At 45.3% G+C, this 16,624-nt stretch carries 17 protein-coding genes, 16 tRNA genes and 2 rRNA genes; 10 read left to right on the forward strand and 25 right to left on the reverse strand.

Annotated features, from left to right (window positions below):
• Window positions 1-38: 38 nt before the first annotated feature.
• Entirely contained in the window at window positions 39-191 is a 153-nt protein-coding gene (locus MHZ95_RS19935) for a hypothetical protein (protein ID WP_239392560.1), read from the forward strand.
• A 35-nt stretch (window positions 192-226) separates the two neighbouring features.
• On the opposite strand, the gene MHZ95_RS19940 is transcribed toward MHZ95_RS19935, so the two are convergent.
• Window positions 227-445, reverse strand: a complete 219-nt coding sequence (locus MHZ95_RS19940) for a hypothetical protein (RefSeq protein ID WP_239392561.1) — start codon at window positions 443-445, stop codon at window positions 227-229.
• 227 nt (window positions 446-672) lie between these two features.
• Here MHZ95_RS19940 and MHZ95_RS19945 point away from each other — a divergent pair, with 227 nt between their 5' ends.
• The 3 genes from MHZ95_RS19945 to MHZ95_RS19955 all read left to right on the forward strand — a co-directional run bounded on the left by MHZ95_RS19945 (window position 673) and on the right by MHZ95_RS19955 (window position 3,796).
• Complete coding sequence (locus tag MHZ95_RS19945) at window positions 673-2,013, forward strand: hemolysin family protein (protein WP_239392562.1); 1,341 nt, start codon at window positions 673-675, stop codon at window positions 2,011-2,013.
• Between the two features lie 364 nt (window positions 2,014-2,377).
• A complete protein-coding gene (gene rsgA / locus MHZ95_RS19950; RefSeq protein WP_370643129.1) occupies window positions 2,378-3,457 on the forward strand; it encodes a ribosome small subunit-dependent GTPase A in 1,080 nt (359 codons plus the stop codon).
• A 111-nt stretch (window positions 3,458-3,568) separates the two neighbouring features.
• Window positions 3,569-3,796, forward strand: coding sequence for a hypothetical protein (locus tag MHZ95_RS19955; RefSeq protein WP_239392563.1), 228 nt, complete (start codon window positions 3,569-3,571; stop codon window positions 3,794-3,796).
• 174 nt (window positions 3,797-3,970) lie between these two features.
• On the opposite strand, the gene MHZ95_RS19960 is transcribed toward MHZ95_RS19955, so the two are convergent.
• Window positions 3,971-5,515, reverse strand: coding sequence for a carbon-nitrogen hydrolase family protein (locus tag MHZ95_RS19960; RefSeq protein ID WP_239392564.1), 1,545 nt, complete (start codon window positions 5,513-5,515; stop codon window positions 3,971-3,973).
• Window positions 5,516-5,643: 128 nt separating this feature from the next.
• Here MHZ95_RS19960 and MHZ95_RS19965 point away from each other — a divergent pair, with 128 nt between their 5' ends.
• From MHZ95_RS19965 to MHZ95_RS19975, 3 genes are read left to right on the forward strand one after another with little or no spacing between them, the layout of a single operon-like run.
• Window positions 5,644-6,069, forward strand: coding sequence for a disulfide oxidoreductase (locus MHZ95_RS19965; RefSeq protein ID WP_239392565.1), 426 nt, complete (start codon window positions 5,644-5,646; stop codon window positions 6,067-6,069).
• Between the two features lies 1 nt (window position 6,070).
• Window positions 6,071-6,544: a thioredoxin family protein gene (locus MHZ95_RS19970; protein ID WP_239392566.1), complete on the forward strand. Its 474-nt coding sequence runs from the start codon at window positions 6,071-6,073 to the stop codon at window positions 6,542-6,544.
• Window positions 6,545-6,573: 29 nt separating this feature from the next.
• Window positions 6,574-7,416: an RluA family pseudouridine synthase gene (locus MHZ95_RS19975; protein WP_239392567.1), complete on the forward strand. Its 843-nt coding sequence runs from the start codon at window positions 6,574-6,576 to the stop codon at window positions 7,414-7,416.
• A 43-nt stretch (window positions 7,417-7,459) separates the two neighbouring features.
• Here the strand turns inward: MHZ95_RS19975 and MHZ95_RS19980 are convergent, their stop codons facing one another.
• Window positions 7,460-8,392, reverse strand: coding sequence for a methyl-accepting chemotaxis protein (locus tag MHZ95_RS19980; protein ID WP_239392568.1), 933 nt, complete (start codon window positions 8,390-8,392; stop codon window positions 7,460-7,462).
• Window positions 8,393-8,578: 186 nt separating this feature from the next.
• Here MHZ95_RS19980 and MHZ95_RS19985 point away from each other — a divergent pair, with 186 nt between their 5' ends.
• A complete protein-coding gene (locus tag MHZ95_RS19985; RefSeq protein ID WP_239392569.1) occupies window positions 8,579-9,880 on the forward strand; it encodes an NCS2 family permease in 1,302 nt (433 codons plus the stop codon).
• Window positions 9,881-9,921: 41 nt separating this feature from the next.
• On the opposite strand, the gene MHZ95_RS19990 is transcribed toward MHZ95_RS19985, so the two are convergent.
• From MHZ95_RS19990 to queG, 3 genes are all read right to left on the reverse strand, one after another.
• Entirely contained in the window at window positions 9,922-10,227 is a 306-nt protein-coding gene (locus MHZ95_RS19990) for a hypothetical protein (RefSeq protein WP_239392570.1), read from the reverse strand.
• Between the two features lie 331 nt (window positions 10,228-10,558).
• Complete coding sequence (gene trmL / locus MHZ95_RS19995; protein ID WP_239392571.1) at window positions 10,559-11,032, reverse strand: tRNA (uridine(34)/cytosine(34)/5-carboxymethylaminomethyluridine(34)-2'-O)-methyltransferase TrmL; 474 nt, start codon at window positions 11,030-11,032, stop codon at window positions 10,559-10,561.
• A gap of 16 nt (window positions 11,033-11,048) precedes the next feature.
• The gene (gene queG, locus MHZ95_RS20000; RefSeq protein ID WP_239392572.1) at window positions 11,049-12,188 is read right to left on the reverse strand and encodes a tRNA epoxyqueuosine(34) reductase QueG; all 1,140 of its coding nucleotides are present in this window, start codon (window positions 12,186-12,188) and stop codon (window positions 11,049-11,051) included.
• Between the two features lie 61 nt (window positions 12,189-12,249).
• Between queG and MHZ95_RS20005 the strand changes: the two genes are divergently transcribed.
• Window positions 12,250-12,942 carry a B3/B4 domain-containing protein gene (locus MHZ95_RS20005; protein ID WP_370643127.1) on the forward strand — a complete coding sequence of 231 codons (693 nt, stop codon included), beginning with the start codon at window positions 12,250-12,252 and terminating at the stop codon, window positions 12,940-12,942.
• 29 nt (window positions 12,943-12,971) lie between these two features.
• Complete coding sequence (locus MHZ95_RS20010) at window positions 12,972-13,487, forward strand: DIP1984 family protein (protein WP_239392573.1); 516 nt, start codon at window positions 12,972-12,974, stop codon at window positions 13,485-13,487.
• Window positions 13,488-13,835: 348 nt separating this feature from the next.
• On the opposite strand, the gene MHZ95_RS20015 is transcribed toward MHZ95_RS20010, so the two are convergent.
• The 19 genes from MHZ95_RS20015 to MHZ95_RS20105 form a co-directional block, all read right to left on the reverse strand.
• Window positions 13,836-14,303 (reverse strand): SRPBCC family protein, encoded by a 468-nt coding sequence (locus MHZ95_RS20015; RefSeq protein WP_239392574.1) that lies wholly within the window; start codon window positions 14,301-14,303, stop codon window positions 13,836-13,838.
• A gap of 286 nt (window positions 14,304-14,589) precedes the next feature.
• A tRNA-Leu gene (locus MHZ95_RS20020) sits at window positions 14,590-14,670 on the reverse strand.
• Between the two features lie 40 nt (window positions 14,671-14,710).
• Window positions 14,711-14,784: transfer RNA gene (locus MHZ95_RS20025), tRNA-Cys, on the reverse strand.
• Between the two features lie 10 nt (window positions 14,785-14,794).
• Window positions 14,795-14,869, reverse strand: a tRNA-Gly gene (locus MHZ95_RS20030).
• A gap of 4 nt (window positions 14,870-14,873) precedes the next feature.
• Window positions 14,874-14,945 (reverse strand) — tRNA-Gln (locus MHZ95_RS20035).
• Window positions 14,946-14,955: 10 nt separating this feature from the next.
• Window positions 14,956-15,031 (reverse strand) — tRNA-His (locus tag MHZ95_RS20040).
• Between the two features lie 37 nt (window positions 15,032-15,068).
• Window positions 15,069-15,144, reverse strand: a tRNA-His gene (locus MHZ95_RS20045).
• Between the two features lie 24 nt (window positions 15,145-15,168).
• Window positions 15,169-15,242, reverse strand: a tRNA-Trp gene (locus tag MHZ95_RS20050).
• 7 nt (window positions 15,243-15,249) lie between these two features.
• A tRNA-Tyr gene (locus tag MHZ95_RS20055) sits at window positions 15,250-15,334 on the reverse strand.
• 8 nt (window positions 15,335-15,342) lie between these two features.
• Window positions 15,343-15,418 (reverse strand) — tRNA-Thr (locus MHZ95_RS20060).
• Window positions 15,419-15,431: 13 nt separating this feature from the next.
• Window positions 15,432-15,507 (reverse strand) — tRNA-Phe (locus MHZ95_RS20065).
• Window positions 15,508-15,528: 21 nt separating this feature from the next.
• A tRNA-Asp gene (locus MHZ95_RS20070) sits at window positions 15,529-15,604 on the reverse strand.
• A 3-nt stretch (window positions 15,605-15,607) separates the two neighbouring features.
• Window positions 15,608-15,682 (reverse strand) — tRNA-Met (locus MHZ95_RS20075).
• A 30-nt stretch (window positions 15,683-15,712) separates the two neighbouring features.
• Window positions 15,713-15,788: transfer RNA gene (locus MHZ95_RS20080), tRNA-Val, on the reverse strand.
• A gap of 140 nt (window positions 15,789-15,928) precedes the next feature.
• Window positions 15,929-16,003: transfer RNA gene (locus MHZ95_RS20085), tRNA-Glu, on the reverse strand.
• Between the two features lie 17 nt (window positions 16,004-16,020).
• Window positions 16,021-16,112, reverse strand: a tRNA-Ser gene (locus MHZ95_RS20090).
• Window positions 16,113-16,115: 3 nt separating this feature from the next.
• Window positions 16,116-16,190, reverse strand: a tRNA-Asn gene (locus tag MHZ95_RS20095).
• 40 nt (window positions 16,191-16,230) lie between these two features.
• Window positions 16,231-16,345 (reverse strand): 5S ribosomal RNA (gene rrf, locus MHZ95_RS20100).
• A 168-nt stretch (window positions 16,346-16,513) separates the two neighbouring features.
• Window positions 16,514-16,624, reverse strand: a 23S ribosomal RNA gene (locus MHZ95_RS20105); the annotation flags it as partial.

Below are 16,624 nucleotides of genomic sequence, written 5' to 3' on the forward strand. Positions count from 1 at the left end.
GGGGATACTATGCTTCATGATGATGAAGGAGGCATAATATGAGCCAAGAAAAATCACCTGAAGAGCTCCGTATTGAAAAAGAAAAGCTGAAAATGGAAAATCAGAAAACCGAAAACGTTTTCGAAGACAAAAGTCGGGTGCCTAACGAACAGAATGCTTGGAAAGAAACACAATTCAAATATGGTGAATGACAAATGCCCTGCATATTCGTGTGCAGGGTATTTCGTTAATCCACCGTTTTACTTTCCTCTATGGGGATCTGATGTCGTGTATCTTCTTCCAACTGCATATGGTGATTCGTGTCGTTTGTTCCTCTCGTCATGTCATCGTAAGGCGTATACATATTCGCAAACTTCTTCTTTTTCACAAGTGACTTGTAAAAAGCATAGCCAATTAATAGCAATCCGCCCGATCCCAAACCGATTGCTACAATGGAAGTACCCACGGAAACACCCCTTTTCAACTAGTATATCATTTCCAGAGTGTTTTGATAACTCTTGTGTGAGTGCTGGATCATGTTACATTCACTTGACAAAATTTACTGTCCTCCAAGCAAAACCATTTGTTTTTTTCTCGTAAATAAATTATTATTATCTTAACTAACTATTTTACCATCACAGGAGGTGTACACTTTGTTCTCCCCCTCATTTGGGTTATGAACAAAGTAACTATTTGGAAATTGCCATACGATTGACAGCATTTGCTGTCTTGATCGCCCTCACCGCATTTTTTGTTGCGAGTGAATTTGCAATAGTGAAAGTAAGAACAACACGGATTGATCAACTTGTCGCAGAAGGGAACCGCCGTGCCATCAGGGCAAGAAAGGTGATTGGCAACTTGGATGAATACTTATCCGCTTGCCAACTCGGAATCACCATCACCGCACTCGGACTCGGGATGCTCGGGGAACCTACCGTCAAATTGATGTTACAACCGATATTTGCCCATTTGGATTTGGCGCCAAATGTTTCAACTATCCTTTCATTCATCATCGCGTTCACAGTCGTGACATTTTTACATGTTGTTGTAGGGGAACTGGCTCCTAAAACGATCGCCATTCAAAGAGCGGAAGAAATTACATTGAGTTTCGCAGGACCGCTCACCTTATTTTATCGCCTCACTTATCCCCTCATCAAAGGGATGAATGGATCCGCTCGCCTTATCATCAAACCGTTTGGCTTCCACTCGATTTCCGAATCGGAAGTGGCCCATTCGGAGGAAGAACTTCGGATGATTTTATCTGATAGTTTAAAAGGCGGCGAAATTAACCAAGCAGAATATAAATATGTCAATAAAATTTTCGAATTCGACGATCGGATCGCCAAGGAAATCATGGCTCCCCGGACTGAGATGATGAGCATCGATAAAGAAATGACATTACGCGAAGTATTCGAAGTAATGGGTGTCGAACAATATACCCGTTACCCCGTGACCGACGGAGATAAAGACCACGTCATCGGGCTCGTCAATATGAAGAATCTATTGACCGCGTTCATCAAAGACCCTTCAACGGGAGATCAGCCCGTTATCGAATATATGCAGCCGATCATCCGCGTCATCGAGACGATTCCAATCGGTGAATTGCTGCTTAAAATCCAGCGCGAACGGATTCATATGGCCGTTCTGATGGACGAATATGGCGGCACATCTGGGCTAGTGACCATTGAAGACATTTTGGAAGAAATCGTCGGTGATATTCAAGACGAATTCGACATGGACGAAGTACCAGAAGTTCAAAAAATCGGTGAAGACCATTATATTTTGGATGCTAAAATGTTAATTGAAAACGTCAATGACATTCTTGGCATTTCCATCGATGAAGAAGATATCGATACGATCGGTGGATGGTTCATGACCCAGCGCTTCGAAGCGATCCAAGGTGAAAAAATCATCGAACAAGGCTATGAATTCATGGTCAAGGACGTCGAAGGCCATCACATCCTATACTTGGAAGTGATGAAATACGAAGAAGCGGAAACAAATGCCATCACGGACCTATCTATTGAATCTTAACAAAGCGCGACTCTCTATCTAATGAGAGTCGTGCTTTTTTCTTTGTATGTAGAACTTACCTAGAAGTATTGTTTATTTTTTCAATTACGTTGCCTTCTTCTCACCTCTCGCTCATGTCTGTCCACCAAATTCATCATTGACAGAATTAAGGTATTTTGTTATTGTTAACCTAACTTATCAGAAAGCAGGTGAAGTGTTATGGCTATTTTTATATTACCTATTGACCAATCGATCGGACCCATACTTTCACCTGCCATACTTCTGTAAAGAGGTATGCTTATTCTGTTATGCGCGTGAAAGCCGTGGAGTCCGATCAGGGGCCCACGGCTTTTTTATATGCAATTAACAGGAGGATTTCAAATTGATAAAACTAAGCGATTACGGTTGGAATAGAACATATGAAACAAATTGGAATGAAATGAACGAAGATCCTAAAATAAAGAAATGCATCCCTGGGCGTGTCACGCTTGAACATAAGCGGATGTACCGCGTCATCACTGCAGAAGGTGAGTGGTTATCCGTCTGTTCCGGCGCGATGCAGCATGATGCGTTAGAACGGCGGGATTTTCCCGCTGTCGGCGATTGGGTTGCGGTGGAAAAGATGCCGGGGGAAGAACGCGGCATCATCCACGCCATTTTGCCACGTCATTCCCTCTTCTCACGGAAAGCGGCAGGCTCGACTATTGTGGAACAGATCATCGCCACCAATATCGATATCGTTTTCCTCGTCATGTCCATGAACAAGGATTTCAATGCAAGACGACTTGAACGATATCTTGTTGCGGCCTACGACTCGGGTGCAAACCCTGTCGTCGTTCTGACGAAAAAAGATGTATGTGATGACCCTACTTTCTATATCAAAGAAGCACAAAATATTGCACTGGGTGCCCAAGTAGTTGCAGTGAGCAACGTAACGGGCGAAGGGATTGCGGAGCTGACTGCCTTGCTGAAAGATGGAAAGACGGCAGCGCTGTTAGGTTCATCAGGCGTTGGGAAATCCTCCCTCACCAATGCGATTTGTGGCGGTGAGACGATGGCAGTCCAAGGTATCCGGGAAGATGATGATAAAGGTCGGCATACGACGACGCATCGGGAACTTGTTCAAATTCCGAGCGGCGGCATTCTCATTGATACGCCTGGAATGCGGGAATTCCAACTGTGGGATACCCATGAAAGTCTCGACTCCGGATTCAAAGATATAGAGGCATATGCGGAAGCCTGCAAGTTCAATGACTGCCAGCATAACAATGAACCGGGCTGTGCAGTACAAGAAGCACTTATCACAGGCGAACTACCTGCCGATCGCTACGCCAGCTATTTGAAATTGCAAAAAGAACTAGCCTATCTCGATCGAAAAATGGATCGCGCCGCCCAAGCGGAAGAGCGCAATAAATGGAAACAGATTACAAAAAGCATGCGCAAGCACCCTTCGAAAAAGAAATAAAACGGAGTCTCTTGGTTTGCGTGACATACGAACGTAGAAGATATCTCCCCTCCAAATACCATCCAAAATATGGTACAGTCAATATAACCTGAATGAAATGGGAGGGAGATCATGTATCTTTTATTCGTCATCATTTTGTTTTCTCTTTTAGGATTTACATTGGTATCGGTAGACCCACTTCTCGCAGGGATTGTCGGCTTTGCAATTATTGCCGGTTGTTTGTTCAAAATCATTCACATGTTAAATGAGTTGCATAAACATTTTTCCATTGAAAAGCCCAAAAAGGAATCTGTCCAAGAAGAGTTTGATCGATATTTGAAAGAGCTGGATGATAAGTAATCAATTACGCCTTGGCGTAATTGCGTCCAGATTTTGAATCGAGCTTGCTCGATTCTCTCCTTTCAAAATCTGTGACATCCGCCGGAGGCTTTATCTTCATTCAGCAGGCTTTGCTGAATGAAGATAAAAAGCTGCCCCATACGACCGGTTTTCCGGTATACGGGGCAGCTTTCTTTAGCCTTTTTTATATTCGATATGATACACATCATGACGACGGTCTTTCAATTGTTTCACCGTTCCATCCTGGCGCTGACGGCGCAAAATCTCAAGGTCGACGTCACCGATCAAAACCATTTCCAAGTTGGCGTTCGTTTCACCGACGATGCCGTCACGGGCAAACTCAAAATCGGATGGGGCGAATATCGCTGATTGGGCGTATTGGATATCCATATTTTCCGTTTGCGGCAAATTGCCGACTGTCCCGGATATGACAGTGTAAATTTGATTTTCCACCGCACGGGCTTGGGCGCAATAACGGACGCGTAAATACCCTTGGCGGTCTTCTGTACAAAATGGCGTAAAGATGATATTCGCTCCCATATCCGTCGCAATCCGCGCCAATTCTGGAAACTCGATGTCATAGCAAATTTGGATAGCAATCTTCCCGCAGTCCGTGTCAAAGACTCGTACGGCATCTCCTGCACTGATGCCCCACCATTTCCGTTCGTTCGGTGTAATGTGAATCTTATATTGTTTCTCGATTGACCCATCACGTCTGAATAAATACGCGATATTGTAGATCTCTTCATCTTCTTCCTGCACAAAATGCGAGCCGCCAATGATGTTGATGTTGTAACGCACCGCCAAGTTGGTGAACAGCTCAATGTATTGCGGTGTGTATTCCGTCATTTTCCGCACTGCTTGGCTTGGGGACGGTTCGTCCAGAAAAGACATAAGCTGTGTTGTGAATATTTCCGGGAAGACAACAAAATCCGAATTCGCATCCGCTGCGACGTCCACAAAGTACTCACATTGATGGGCCATCTCTTCAAACGATGAAATTTTACGCATCAAATATTGGACGACACAAATCCGTACGGGATAACTCGTTTTGAAATGGCGCTTTGTCAGTGGCTTATAATCGACGTTATTCCATTCCATCAATGTAGCATATTTTTTCGATGCTTTATCATCCGGCAAATAGTTCGGATTGACGCGCATCAAAGTAAAGTCATTCATGAGCTGGAAAGTCAGTACGGGATCATAGATTTTATGGCGTGATACCGAATCGACATATTCCCGCGGAGACAATTCCGCCGCATGCTTATGATAGTTCGGAATGCGACCGCCAATGATAATCGACTTCAGATTGAGCTGCCGTGCAAGCTCTTTTCGCGCTTCATACAGGCGCTGTCCAACTTTCATGCGTCGATAATCGGGATGCACCATCACTTCGATGCCGTATAGATTGTAGCCGTCCGGATTATGATTGGTAATATACCCCTCATCCGTCACGTCATCCCACGAATGACGGTCATCGTATTCATCGAAATTGATGATAAGACTGGAGCAGGAACCGATGATTTCGCCGTCCAGTTCCGCTATAAGCTGTCCTTCCGGGAAAATCGCCAAATGGCTTTTCAGATGGCTTTCCTTCCATGGCTCCATGCCCGGAAAACAAAGCTCTTGCATATTCAAAATACGCTTAATATCTTGCTCTTCCATCTGCCGGATGACCATACTGACTTCAAACGATGATAAATCCACTTCTTTACTCATCGGACGCACCCCTTTCAATTCCTTTATTCTCTATTATATCTTACCTTCCGGATAGTTAATAATATTTTACATGCCACTTCGTACACCCTATAATCAGTATGTAGTCAATTACGTAGGAGTTGGTGAGTATGCAAAAGCGGCTGGAAAATGTTCTAATTTTTATTTGGACAACCGCATTCATTGCAACGATGGGTTCCTTATACTTTTCCGAAGTGCGGGAATTTGAACCTTGTACGCTTTGTTGGTATCAGCGGATTCTCATGTATCCGATCGTACTTATTTCCGGAATTGCTTTATTCCAAAAAAACGCAAAAATCGCCTTAACAACGGCTGTTTTCTCCGTAGTCGGCGGCAGTATTTCACTCTATCATTATGGGATTCAGAAACTCAGTTTCCTGCGTGATAGTGCGCCGTCTTGCGGAAATGTTTCCTGTACGGGCCAATATGTCAATTATCTAGGATTCATCACCATTCCATTCATGGCATTGGTCGCATTTTTACTCATTTTCATCACAAGCCTTTTCATGTTGAAATGGCAAAAGGAGTCGAACTAACTTGAAAAAACTACTTATTATCGGAGTTGTCATCATCGCTTTCTTCGCACTTATCGTTTTCTTGTCCAATAAATCGGACGAAGCTAAGCTGAAGGATAATCCATACGGCACAAATAATCTCGCAAAATCCACAATCGATTTGATCGGCAATAAAAACTACAACAACATTGTCCTGCCGGATGCACTTTTTGAAAAAATCGAATCCGGTGAATCCGTGACAGTTTACTATTTCTCTCCAGATTGTCAATTCTGTATGGCGATGACACCGGTCATGATGCCGATCGCCAAAGAGATGAATGTCGACGTACTGCAGTACAATATGCTTGAATTTGGACAACTGGCACTTGAGAAGTATAATATCCAGTCTTGGCCGACACTAGTCCATTATAAAGATGGTAAAGAAGTCGGACGTATGAGTGGCCAGCAGCCAGAAGAAAACATCCGCGCCTTTTTCAATGAATTTGAAAGTAAATGATGAAATACGTGTTGGAAGGATTGAATGGAATGACGTACTTTCATTATCAAACTCAACGTCCGGAACAGACGGTGGAGCAATTACTAAAGGAACAATGGCAAGGCGGTAAAAAGACCGTCCATTTGATGCGTATGGCGAAAAGTGTGCTCGATGCAAATCGCACGCCGATCGAGGACTGGCGCGCTCCCCTTGCCGAGGGGACGGAATTGATTTTCACCTTTCCGGAGGCGATCTCCACATACGTTCCAGAAGCACAAGGTGAATTGACCGTTCTTTATGAAGACGATCATATTTTGGCGGTCGCCAAACCGGCAGGCATTGCGGTCCACCCAGATGGCCCCGACGAAACCGGGACGCTGATGAACCGCGTCATCGCTTATATCCAACAGCATGATGGCAAATATGCAGAGCATATTCACCGGCTCGATAAAGGGACGTCCGGCGTCGTTCTTATCGCCAAACATCCGATTGCCAAATCCCTATTCGACCGGATGATTGAGCAGAATGAACTCACAAGGAACTATATGGCGGAAGTGGACGGTTATGTGAAACGGCCACGCGGCACCATCAAATTCCCGATCGGGCGTGACCGACATCATCCGGCAAAAAGAATCGTTTCCGCGTCGGGACAGCATGCGGTGACACACTTCAAAGTCATCGAACGCAAAGAAGACACGACATTGGTCGAAGCCCGACTCGAAACGGGGCGCACCCATCAGATCCGTGTCCACCTGTCCCATATCGGCCATCCCGTCAAAGGGGATACGTTATACGGCGGGAGTGAAACAGAAGACGGTCAGTACCGCCTAACCGCCACGACAGTCTCTTTTATCCATCCGTTTACGGAAAAACAGACAACAATTGAATGGTAAACGACATGAAACAGCCATGGAGTCCAATGCTCCATGGCTGTTTTCAATACGTCAACTGACGAATGCCGTTTTCAAGACGCTCATCCACTTCTTTCGCATCTTCGATATGTTCGATGAACAAATCCTGTGCCTGTGCGAAAAGTGCCTTCGCTCCAAGCAGTTCATGCTTCACTTCTTCAGATAACTTTTTCTGCTCTTCAATCATCGCTTGAATGGCACCAATATCCCCTTGACTTTGTTCAACCGTCTTCAGGATGCTTTCAATCTTGGAGGCTGTGTCTAAACTGACCGCCACACCCTTCTCCACAAGCTCGGCACTTTTCCTTGTCGATTCAAGCGCTTCTTCAATTTCTTCCCGCAGTGAAGAGGTCAATGTTTGGATATTCGCCGTACTATCCGACGTACTCTCTGCAAGTTTCCGTACTTCTTGTGCAACGACCGCGAAACCTTTCCCATATTCTCCGGCTCGCGCCGCTTCAATAGATGCATTGAGCGCCAAAAGGTTCGTCTGCGCCGCAATATCTTCAATGACACCGACAATCGATTGAATTTCGACAGAACGGGCACTTAAGTTCGTCATATTCTGTTCGGACGCTTGAATTTGTATACCGAGATCTTTGATCACCTCAGCGGTCGCATGGACTTCGGTTGTCCCTTCCGATGCTTCCACTACCATGCTGTCGGATTGCTGTTCAAGCGACAGTCCTTTTTCATACAGCTCCTGTGATTTCTCCGACGTTCTTTCACTCAATTCCCCGACGTTTTCAAATCTCGTTTCAATTTGGCTGACCGCTTCTCTCAAAATATGATGTTGTGCGTTCACTTTTTCATGCTGATCGACTGCCGCGTCCAGTTCATTTTTCAAATCGCTCAGCCGATTGCGATCCTGTTGTTCTTTTTCTGTATAGGAAGCTTTTAACTGTTCTAATTCCACTTGTAGATTTTGATCCTGTGTCTCTTTTTTCCTCTTGAACAAACTGATTCCCCCCGTGTTCTTTTGTTCATCATACCATAAAAAGTCACACGGAAATTGTAAAAATTGTGTCAAAAGTCACAGTGTATTCAATAAAGAAAATTAGCCTTTTAAGTTGAATTTTATCCTGAAAACGAATATTATTGTAAATGTAATTCATTTCGTTCGTATTTTGAAAGGGGAATCCTTGTGTTTCATCTAAAAGAACAGAATACAACTGTTAAAACTGAAATCATTGCTGGTTTTACGACCTTTTTAACAATGGCCTATATCGTTATCGTCAATCCGATCATCTTGGCAGATGCAGGTGTACCTTTCGAGCAAGTATTTCTTGCCACCATTGTTGCAGCTGTTATCGGGACGTTATGGATGGCTCTTTTCGCCAATTATCCAATTGCCATCGCTCCCGGAATGGGATTGAACGCCTACTTCACATCCACTGTGTTGGCATCGGATGGACAACTGGATTATATGGCCGCTTTTTCTGCGGTGTTTATCGCCGGACTCTTATTCATCCTATTGTCTTTGACACCATTCCGTGAAAAATTGATCCAATCAATTCCGGAAAGTTTGAAGCTCGGGATTACAGCGGGAATCGGTTTGTTTATCGCTTTTATCGGGTTACGGTTATCCGGCCTTGTCGCACCTCATGAAACGAATCTTGTGAAACTTGGGGACCTTACTTCCGCGCCGGTCCTGCTTACGCTATTCGGCTTGCTCGTGACCATTATCCTCATGACATTGAATGTCTATGGATCGATTTTCATCGGCATGATCCTGACCGGGATTGTCGCATTATTGACTGGCCAACTTAAATTTGAAGGAGCGCTATGGCAGCTACCCCATTTGCCGGAAGGTATTCTCGTATGGAATCCGATCCAAGCGGCTGGCGATGTCATTTCGCATGGCTTGTACGGTGTCGTCTTGGCATTTCTTATCGTGACCCTGTTCGATACGACCGGGACGATGATTGGTGTTGCCAAGCAAGCGGGGCTGATGAAAGGGAATACGTTACCTCGTGCACGGCATGCTTTGCTGGCCGACTCTGTCGCTGCTACAGCCGGTGCCATGTTCGGGACGAGCCCTACCTCCGCTTATGTTGAATCCTCTTCAGGTGTCGCTGTCGGCGGACGTACCGGTTTAACGACGTTGACCGTTGCCATCCTATTCATCGTCGCTGCCTTTTTCGGTCCGTTTGTCAGCGCTTTGTCAGGTGTAGCGGCCATTACCGCGCCCGCACTCATCATTGTCGGAAGCCTGATGATCGGCTCCGTCAAACAGATCGATTGGGATTCATTCGATGAAGCCTTTCCCGCATTTCTCGTCATTTTGACAATGCCTCTCACTTCCAGCATTGCGACGGGGATTGCACTTGGCTTTATCACATATCCGCTCTTAAAAATCGTTAAAGGAAAGGCGAAACAAGTTCCGGTCCTTTTATACGTCTTTGCGGTGTTGTTCACGTATCAACTGCTCTTTTTACCGCACTAAGCGCAAAAACCCTTCCGAAATTAAAACGGAAGGGTTTTTGTTTACCAATTTCTTGTTCGATTCGACGTAAGGGCTGACAATAAAAGGGCCGCGGCTGTCAGGAGATGCATAATCCAACCGATGACTGGAATAATGCTTACCACACTTGTAATAAGACCTAAAATGGAGGCGCCTTTGCCCTGCCCCTCGCGGATGGAAAGGATCAATGTAATCGCATGGAGCAAGAACATCACACCTAATGCGGAATAACCTGTCCCTACGACAAATGCTCCTCCGATGATTGGGATAGCAAGAAATCCCTCTGCAATTCCGGTAATCCATTTCATACCTGTTGAATAGTTGTTCATCTATCTTTTCCTCCATATACATCTAATCTTATATCTTCTTTACGGATAGGCGAACGAAAAGTTTCAACTTTCCCGGCTTTGTCACAATACTTTGCAACAGACATTTCAATTCTTTGCAATATAGGGTATACTTTAAAATAGAGACGATTGATTTTACGGGAGGTATAGACCATGACAGTTCTTCTTATTATGGGCGTTTGCTTCGCATTCCTATCTGCAATTTTCACGGGCGGTTATGAAGATAAGCCGGGTAAAGTGAAAAAATAAGCACTACATACGAGTAAACGGGACAAGCTTTCGGCTGTCCCGTTTTTTTCGTCTAGACTTTTATTTATTCCAGTCCTGGATAGGCTTGTTGCCTTAATGCTTCGTATATCAAGATGGCAGCTGTATTCGACAGATTCAACGATCGGATATGGTCATTCATCGGAATTCGAAGACAGCGCTCTTGATGTGCTTGCAAGACATCAGCAGGCAGCCCTGTCGTCTCTTTACCGAATACAAAGAATAGATCCTTCGCCGAATCGGAATAATCATATGCCGTATGGGGCTTGTTCCCATGCTTCGTCAAAAAATAGAAGTCCGCTTCCGGAAAAGCCGAAAACAGCTCATGAATCCCGTCATGATACGTAATATCGACATGCTCCCAATAATCGAGCCCCGCCCGCTTTAACATCTTATCATCCGTTGAAAATCCAAGCGGTTTGATCAGATGCAATTTTGTTCCGGTTCCCGCGCATGTCCGCGCAATATTCCCCGTATTTGCAGGGATGAGCGGTTCAAATAATGCAACATGTATAGCCATTTTACTATTTCTCCCATCAAATTTTCTCTTTATATGTCTTCATTGCCTGTTGTAACTCCGCACGCACTTCAGGATTTTCCTCTTTCAATAAGGCTGCCTCTAACGCTTGATAGCCTTCCTCTGTGCCGATTTCCCCCAACGCCCATGCAATCGTTCCCCGAATAACGGGGCGTGGGTCTGTTCCTAACATGGCAATCAATTCCGGTACCGCTGTTTCATCTTTAAAATGAGCCAACGCAATAATTGCATTCCGTTGTATCGGATTTTTCCCCCGCCATGACCCCGACACTTCTCCGAATCGCTCTTTGAATTCACGATTCGATAATCGGAGCATCGGTTGAAGTAACGGCTTTGCAAGTTCAGGATCAGGCTGGAACGCCTGCTGATGTAAATTATGCTTTCCTTTATTTTTCGGACAAATGGTCTGGCATGTATCGCATCCGTATAATCGATTGCCGATTTTCGCCCGGAATTCTTCTGGGATCGGCTTTTTCGTCTGTGTCAAAAAGGCGATGCAACGCTGGGCATTCAATTGCCCTCCTTGTACCAAAGCACCTGTCGGACACGCGTCGAGACAAAGCGTACAATCCCCGCATTCATCCTCCATCGGGACGTCCGGCGCAAAGGGGATGTTCGTAATCATTTCCCCGAGATAGACGTATGAACCGAATTCCGGTGTGATGATCGCACAGTTTTTAGCCGACCAGCCGATGCCCGCCCGTTCCGCAACAGCCCGATCGACCAGTTCCCCTGTATCGACCATGGAGCGGACTTTAGCATCCGGCACCTGTTTCAAAATAAATTCCTCAAGCAGGGCAAGCTTTTCACGAAGGACGACATGATAATCGATCCCCCATGAAGCCCGGCAAAAAATCCCGCGACGTTCGCCTTTCTTCCCTTTAGGTGAATTGGACATTTTAGACGGATAAGCAACCGCAATCGCAATGATGCTCTCCGCTTGATCTAGCAATAATGCTGGTTGAGTCCGCTTATCCAAGTCTTTTTCCTCGAAACCGGATTGGTATCCAAGCTCCTGCTGTCGCTTCAAGCGATTTTTCAGTTCCCTGAAAGGGGCAGCTGTTGTAAAACCGATCTTATCGATGCCGATGGACTGTGCATATTCCCTGACCGCCTGCTGCAATCGAACAGCATTCACACTGTATCATCTCCTCTATGTTAAACTTGATTTATCATTTTATAAAAAAAGGGTGTTGTCATTGAAAATTGAAATGGATGCAAAACTATTCGAAACCATTCCCGGTCTAAAATTGGGCATTAACCATTATACCAAAATTACAGTATCAGAATCGCCTCAAATGCTAAAAGGTCGCTTGCAATTATTTCAAGAACAACTTTTCTTTGAACTTGCAGAAAAAAAGTTGACCGATTTCCCCGGTATACAGGAATGGCGAGCCGTATGGAAATCTTTTGGTGCAGATCCTAACCGTTACCGGCATTCCACGGAAGCCCTGATGAGACGGATCAAAAAACAGAACTATATCCAACCCTTCCACACCGCCGTCGATCTCAATAACTTCTTTTCCCTACAACACGAAATCCCTGCAGGTATCTACGACTGTGAAAAGATCGTCGGCGATGTCACAGTTACATGCGGTAACGAAGAGGACGGCTATGACGGATTAAACGGCCGCTTTAATTCACTCGCCAATATGCTTTTATTAAAGGATGATTATAGCTCTTTCGGAAGTCCGTTTGTCGACTCGATCCGCACCGCCGTAACGGAAGAGACGACAGAGGCTTTACACTTCTTCTACCTGCGTCCTTCCTTAGATGCCGAAGAAGCATTGGAACTGACAACAGCATGTGGTAACATGTTCTCAAGCATAAGCGGCGGTGACGTACAGTCATCTGTTTTACATGCCGGACAAACTTCCACTACAATGAAGTAATCTTGTACAAGAATCGGAGGAATGCACAGATGGCCACTATTACACTTGCTGAAGCAGTGAAATTGAAAAGCATTTTGGTAAAGCGAATCCACGAGTTGGAGAATGAAATAAGACGCGTCGCTTTCACGACTGTCGAAAAAGGCAACACGCCTGAAAAAGGTCCACGCACCCTTCAGGACGTTGAAAATGAAATGGATGAAGTGCGCTTGGACAGCCGGACACTCGATCGTCTCATGTACCGCGCGAATATTGACAATGAAATCGAATTTCAAGGCCAACAGCTCGCAATTGTCGAAGCGATTGAACTCGCTACGCAATTACGTGCCAAATCTCGTTTTTACAAAGAACTTGCCTCTGCTGAAAAAGAAGAACTCCAATACGGTTTCTCTGAAAGCACAACTGTCTATCGGGTTGCCTTATTCGAACCGGAAGATTACCGTCTTAAAGCATTGCAAACTGAAAAGGATGCCCATAAGTTATCCAATCTCATTAATGCAAAAAACTACTCCATCACGTTAGCGTTTGATGACTCGAAATATTTCTGACCCTTGGAAAGGTGAGACTCCTTTCCAAGGCATAGTGCGGGGACCACTCCAATTTAAATGAAGGCAAACCAATGACCTGTTCCCATTTACTTTGTGACCTATCACCCATGACCAACTAAGGCAATGCCAATGGACAATCCTTAATCGTGTGTCATCGGCTCCCCCACTATGAAAACCGCTCCTGTCACCTCGGTGGCTAGGAGCGGTTTTGTTTATCTTCTAGTTTTCTTCCATTGGATGATTCATTAACGTGTCATCATGGAGAATATTACAGACAGTCACAATGGCTCTTTTTCTTCAGAGAATAGTGAAAAAGAAAAAACTCCTTAGCCTTCACAACAAGAGCCTTTAATCCGAAACGTGCAGCTCGTTTTCTGCAATCTGCTTGAGAGCATTGGCACGATGTATAATAAATTTTCTCATATAGATTTTTAAAAATAACTTATCTGCAATCCTACCAATTAGACCAAAAGGTGATTTATATTGAAAACGGTCAACCATCAGGGTTCCATTATCCTTCTCAACAAATTCGTGGATATGTGTAAAGGAATGGAAAGCACCTTTCGCCATTACATCTTCAAACTTATAGGGTCTATCCATTGTCGTCACTTTTGCAGTCAGCCGCTGTCTAATGCCGAAATGGACAGCTTCCCATGTAACAGTATCCCCAACACTCAATAGACCTGTCGTAACACCGCCGACAGCCCGCTCTCTCGTATTCGTTGTTGTACGAATATGAATATCCACATCCCGTGCAAGATCGAAACAACGTTCAATAGGCGCATGTATGAATTCCGAATGAATGATTAAAGGCATACGAATTCCTCCATTCATTGTGCTTACAGGTAAATGTATCATACAATTGCCGGAGTTTAAAATGATAATCGCAATGGAGGTTAAATTGTATGGGATGTACGACACCGGAGAAATTCTGGTATAAAATGAAAATGGACAGAACAAAAGCGCCCGGCAAGAAATATGCGAGGGTACCAAACTATTCAGGGATATCACTCATTGTTGGGGATATTGAATGTCGTGAAAAAAATACCGAATTCCTAAGCAATAAAAAAGACACAACCGAAGTTGTGTCTTTTTTAGGTGATACCCGAGGCCGGACTTGAACCGGCACGCCTCGCGGCATCGCATTTTGAGTGCGACGTGTCTGCCATTCCACCACTCGGGCATATTAAAATAATTTTCCACAGCGTAAATCTTAAGCTAATTGGAGGCGGCAACCGGAATCGAACCGGTGATAAGGGTGTTGCAGACCCGTGCCTTACCGCTTGGCTATGCCGCCTTAGATAAAGTGGAGCGGAAGACGGGATTCGAACCCGCGACCCCGACCTTGGCAAGGTCGTATTCTACCACTGAACTACTTCCGCGAAACTGGGGTAGCTGGATTCGAACCAACGAATGACGGAGTCAAAGTCCGTTGCCTTACCGCTTGGCTATACCCCAAAAAGATAAATGGGGCGACTGAAGGGAATCGAACCCTCGAGTGTCGGAACCACAATCCGATGCGTTAACCACTTCGCCACAATCGCCATGATATCTATTTGTTTTAATTATGATGTAAACACATGGGGCGGCTGAAGGGAATCGAACCCTCGAATGTCGGAACCACAATCCGATGCGTTAACCACTTCGCCACAACCGCCATCATATTGAATCGCAATAGTAATGGCAGGGGCAGTAGGAATCGAACCCACACCAAAGGTTTTGGAGACCTCTATTCTACCGTTAAACTATGCCCCTGTAAAGATGGTGGTGGGGGACGGATTCGAACCGCCGAACCCGGAGGGAGCGGATTTACAGTCCGCCGCGTTTAGCCACTTCGCTACCCCACCAAAATCCATGGTGCCGGCGAAAGGACTTGAACCCTCAACCTACTGATTACAAGTCAGTTGCTCTACCAATTGAGCTACACCGGCATGGTGAATTAAATGGTGGCTCAGGACGGAATCGAACCGCCGACACAAGGATTTTCAGTCCTTTGCTCTACCGACTGAGCTACTGAGCCACAAGATATTTTTTAAAAAAATGGCGGTCCCGACCGGGATCGAACCGGCGATCTCCTGCGTGACAGGCAGGCATGTTAACCGCTACACCACGGGACCATTTGGTTGCGGGGGCAGGATTTGAACCTGCGACCTTCGGGTTATGAGCCCGACGAGCTACCACTGCTCCACCCCGCGATAATACTATTTAATACATTTAAGTTATAATGGTGGAGGATGACGGGCTCGAACCGCCGACCCCCTGCTTGTAAGGCAGGTGCTCTCCCAGCTGAGCTAATCCTCCTGGGTTAAAATTGCGATAAGCGGCGCATTACTGCATCAGCTTCAATCGTTCAGTCTCTTCCTTGTTCTGCTTGCTTCTCCCAATTTTAACGGGAGTCGCGATGATTTTTATATTACTACATTTGATGCTTTTAAATAAAATGGTGACCCCTACGGGATTCGAACCCGTGTTACCGCCGTGAAAGGGCGGTGTCTTAACCGCTTGACCAAGGGGCCATTTTTATGTAGTTAACTGGCGGAGAGCAAGGGATTTGAACCCTTGAGACAGCGTTAGCCGCCTACACGATTTCCAATCGTGCTCCTTCGGCCACTCGGACAGCTCTCCAATTGGCTCCGCAGGTAGGATTCGAACCTACGACCGATCGGTTAACAGCCGATTGCTCTACCACTGAGCTACTGCGGAATAATAATGAATAAGTTACTCACATTCTTTTGGAATGACAGCCCAGCGATGTCCTACTCTCGCAGGGGAAACCCCCGACTACCATCGGCGCTGAAGAGCTTAACTTCCGTGTTCGGTATGGGAACGGGTGTGACCTCTTCGCCATCATCACTGGACCTTTCCAACAAGACAATAATTATTATATCAAACTTACTGGATATTTGCAAGCGTCTTTTAAATATTTTTCTTAAATATTTTTTAAGAAGTATTTTTTATTCGCTCAAAACCGGATAAAATCAACATTGGTTTGTACAAAATCAGGGACAACCATGCCCTTTTTAATCAAGGTTAAGTCCTCGATCGATTAGTATCTGTCAGCTCCACACGTCGCCGCGCTTCCACCCCAGACCTATCAACCTCATCTTCTTTGAGGGATCTTACTTACTTGCGTAATG

The organism is Sporosarcina sp. ACRSM (assembly GCF_022346545.1).
Taxonomy (GTDB): domain Bacteria; phylum Bacillota; class Bacilli; order Bacillales_A; family Planococcaceae; genus Sporosarcina.

Excerpts from the sequence above, each read along its gene's own strand:
- MHZ95_RS19935 (WP_239392560.1), top strand. The coding sequence starts at position 39 with ATGAGCCAAGAAAAATCACCTGAAGAGCTCCGTATTGAAAAAGAAAAG.
- MHZ95_RS19955 (WP_239392563.1), top strand. The coding sequence starts at position 3,569 with ATGTATCTTTTATTCGTCATCATTTTGTTTTCTCTTTTAGGATTTACA.
- MHZ95_RS19960 (WP_239392564.1), bottom strand. The coding sequence starts at position 5,515 with ATGAGTAAAGAAGTGGATTTATCATCGTTTGAAGTCAGTATGGTCATC.
- MHZ95_RS19965 (WP_239392565.1), top strand. The coding sequence starts at position 5,644 with ATGCAAAAGCGGCTGGAAAATGTTCTAATTTTTATTTGGACAACCGCA.
- MHZ95_RS19975 (WP_239392567.1), top strand. The coding sequence starts at position 6,574 with ATGACGTACTTTCATTATCAAACTCAACGTCCGGAACAGACGGTGGAG.
- MHZ95_RS19990 (WP_239392570.1), bottom strand. The coding sequence starts at position 10,227 with ATGAACAACTATTCAACAGGTATGAAATGGATTACCGGAATTGCAGAG.
- trmL (WP_239392571.1), bottom strand. The coding sequence starts at position 11,032 with ATGGCTATACATGTTGCATTATTTGAACCGCTCATCCCTGCAAATACG.
- MHZ95_RS20010 (WP_239392573.1), top strand. The coding sequence starts at position 12,972 with ATGGCCACTATTACACTTGCTGAAGCAGTGAAATTGAAAAGCATTTTG.
- MHZ95_RS20015 (WP_239392574.1), bottom strand. The coding sequence starts at position 14,303 with ATGCCTTTAATCATTCATTCGGAATTCATACATGCGCCTATTGAACGT.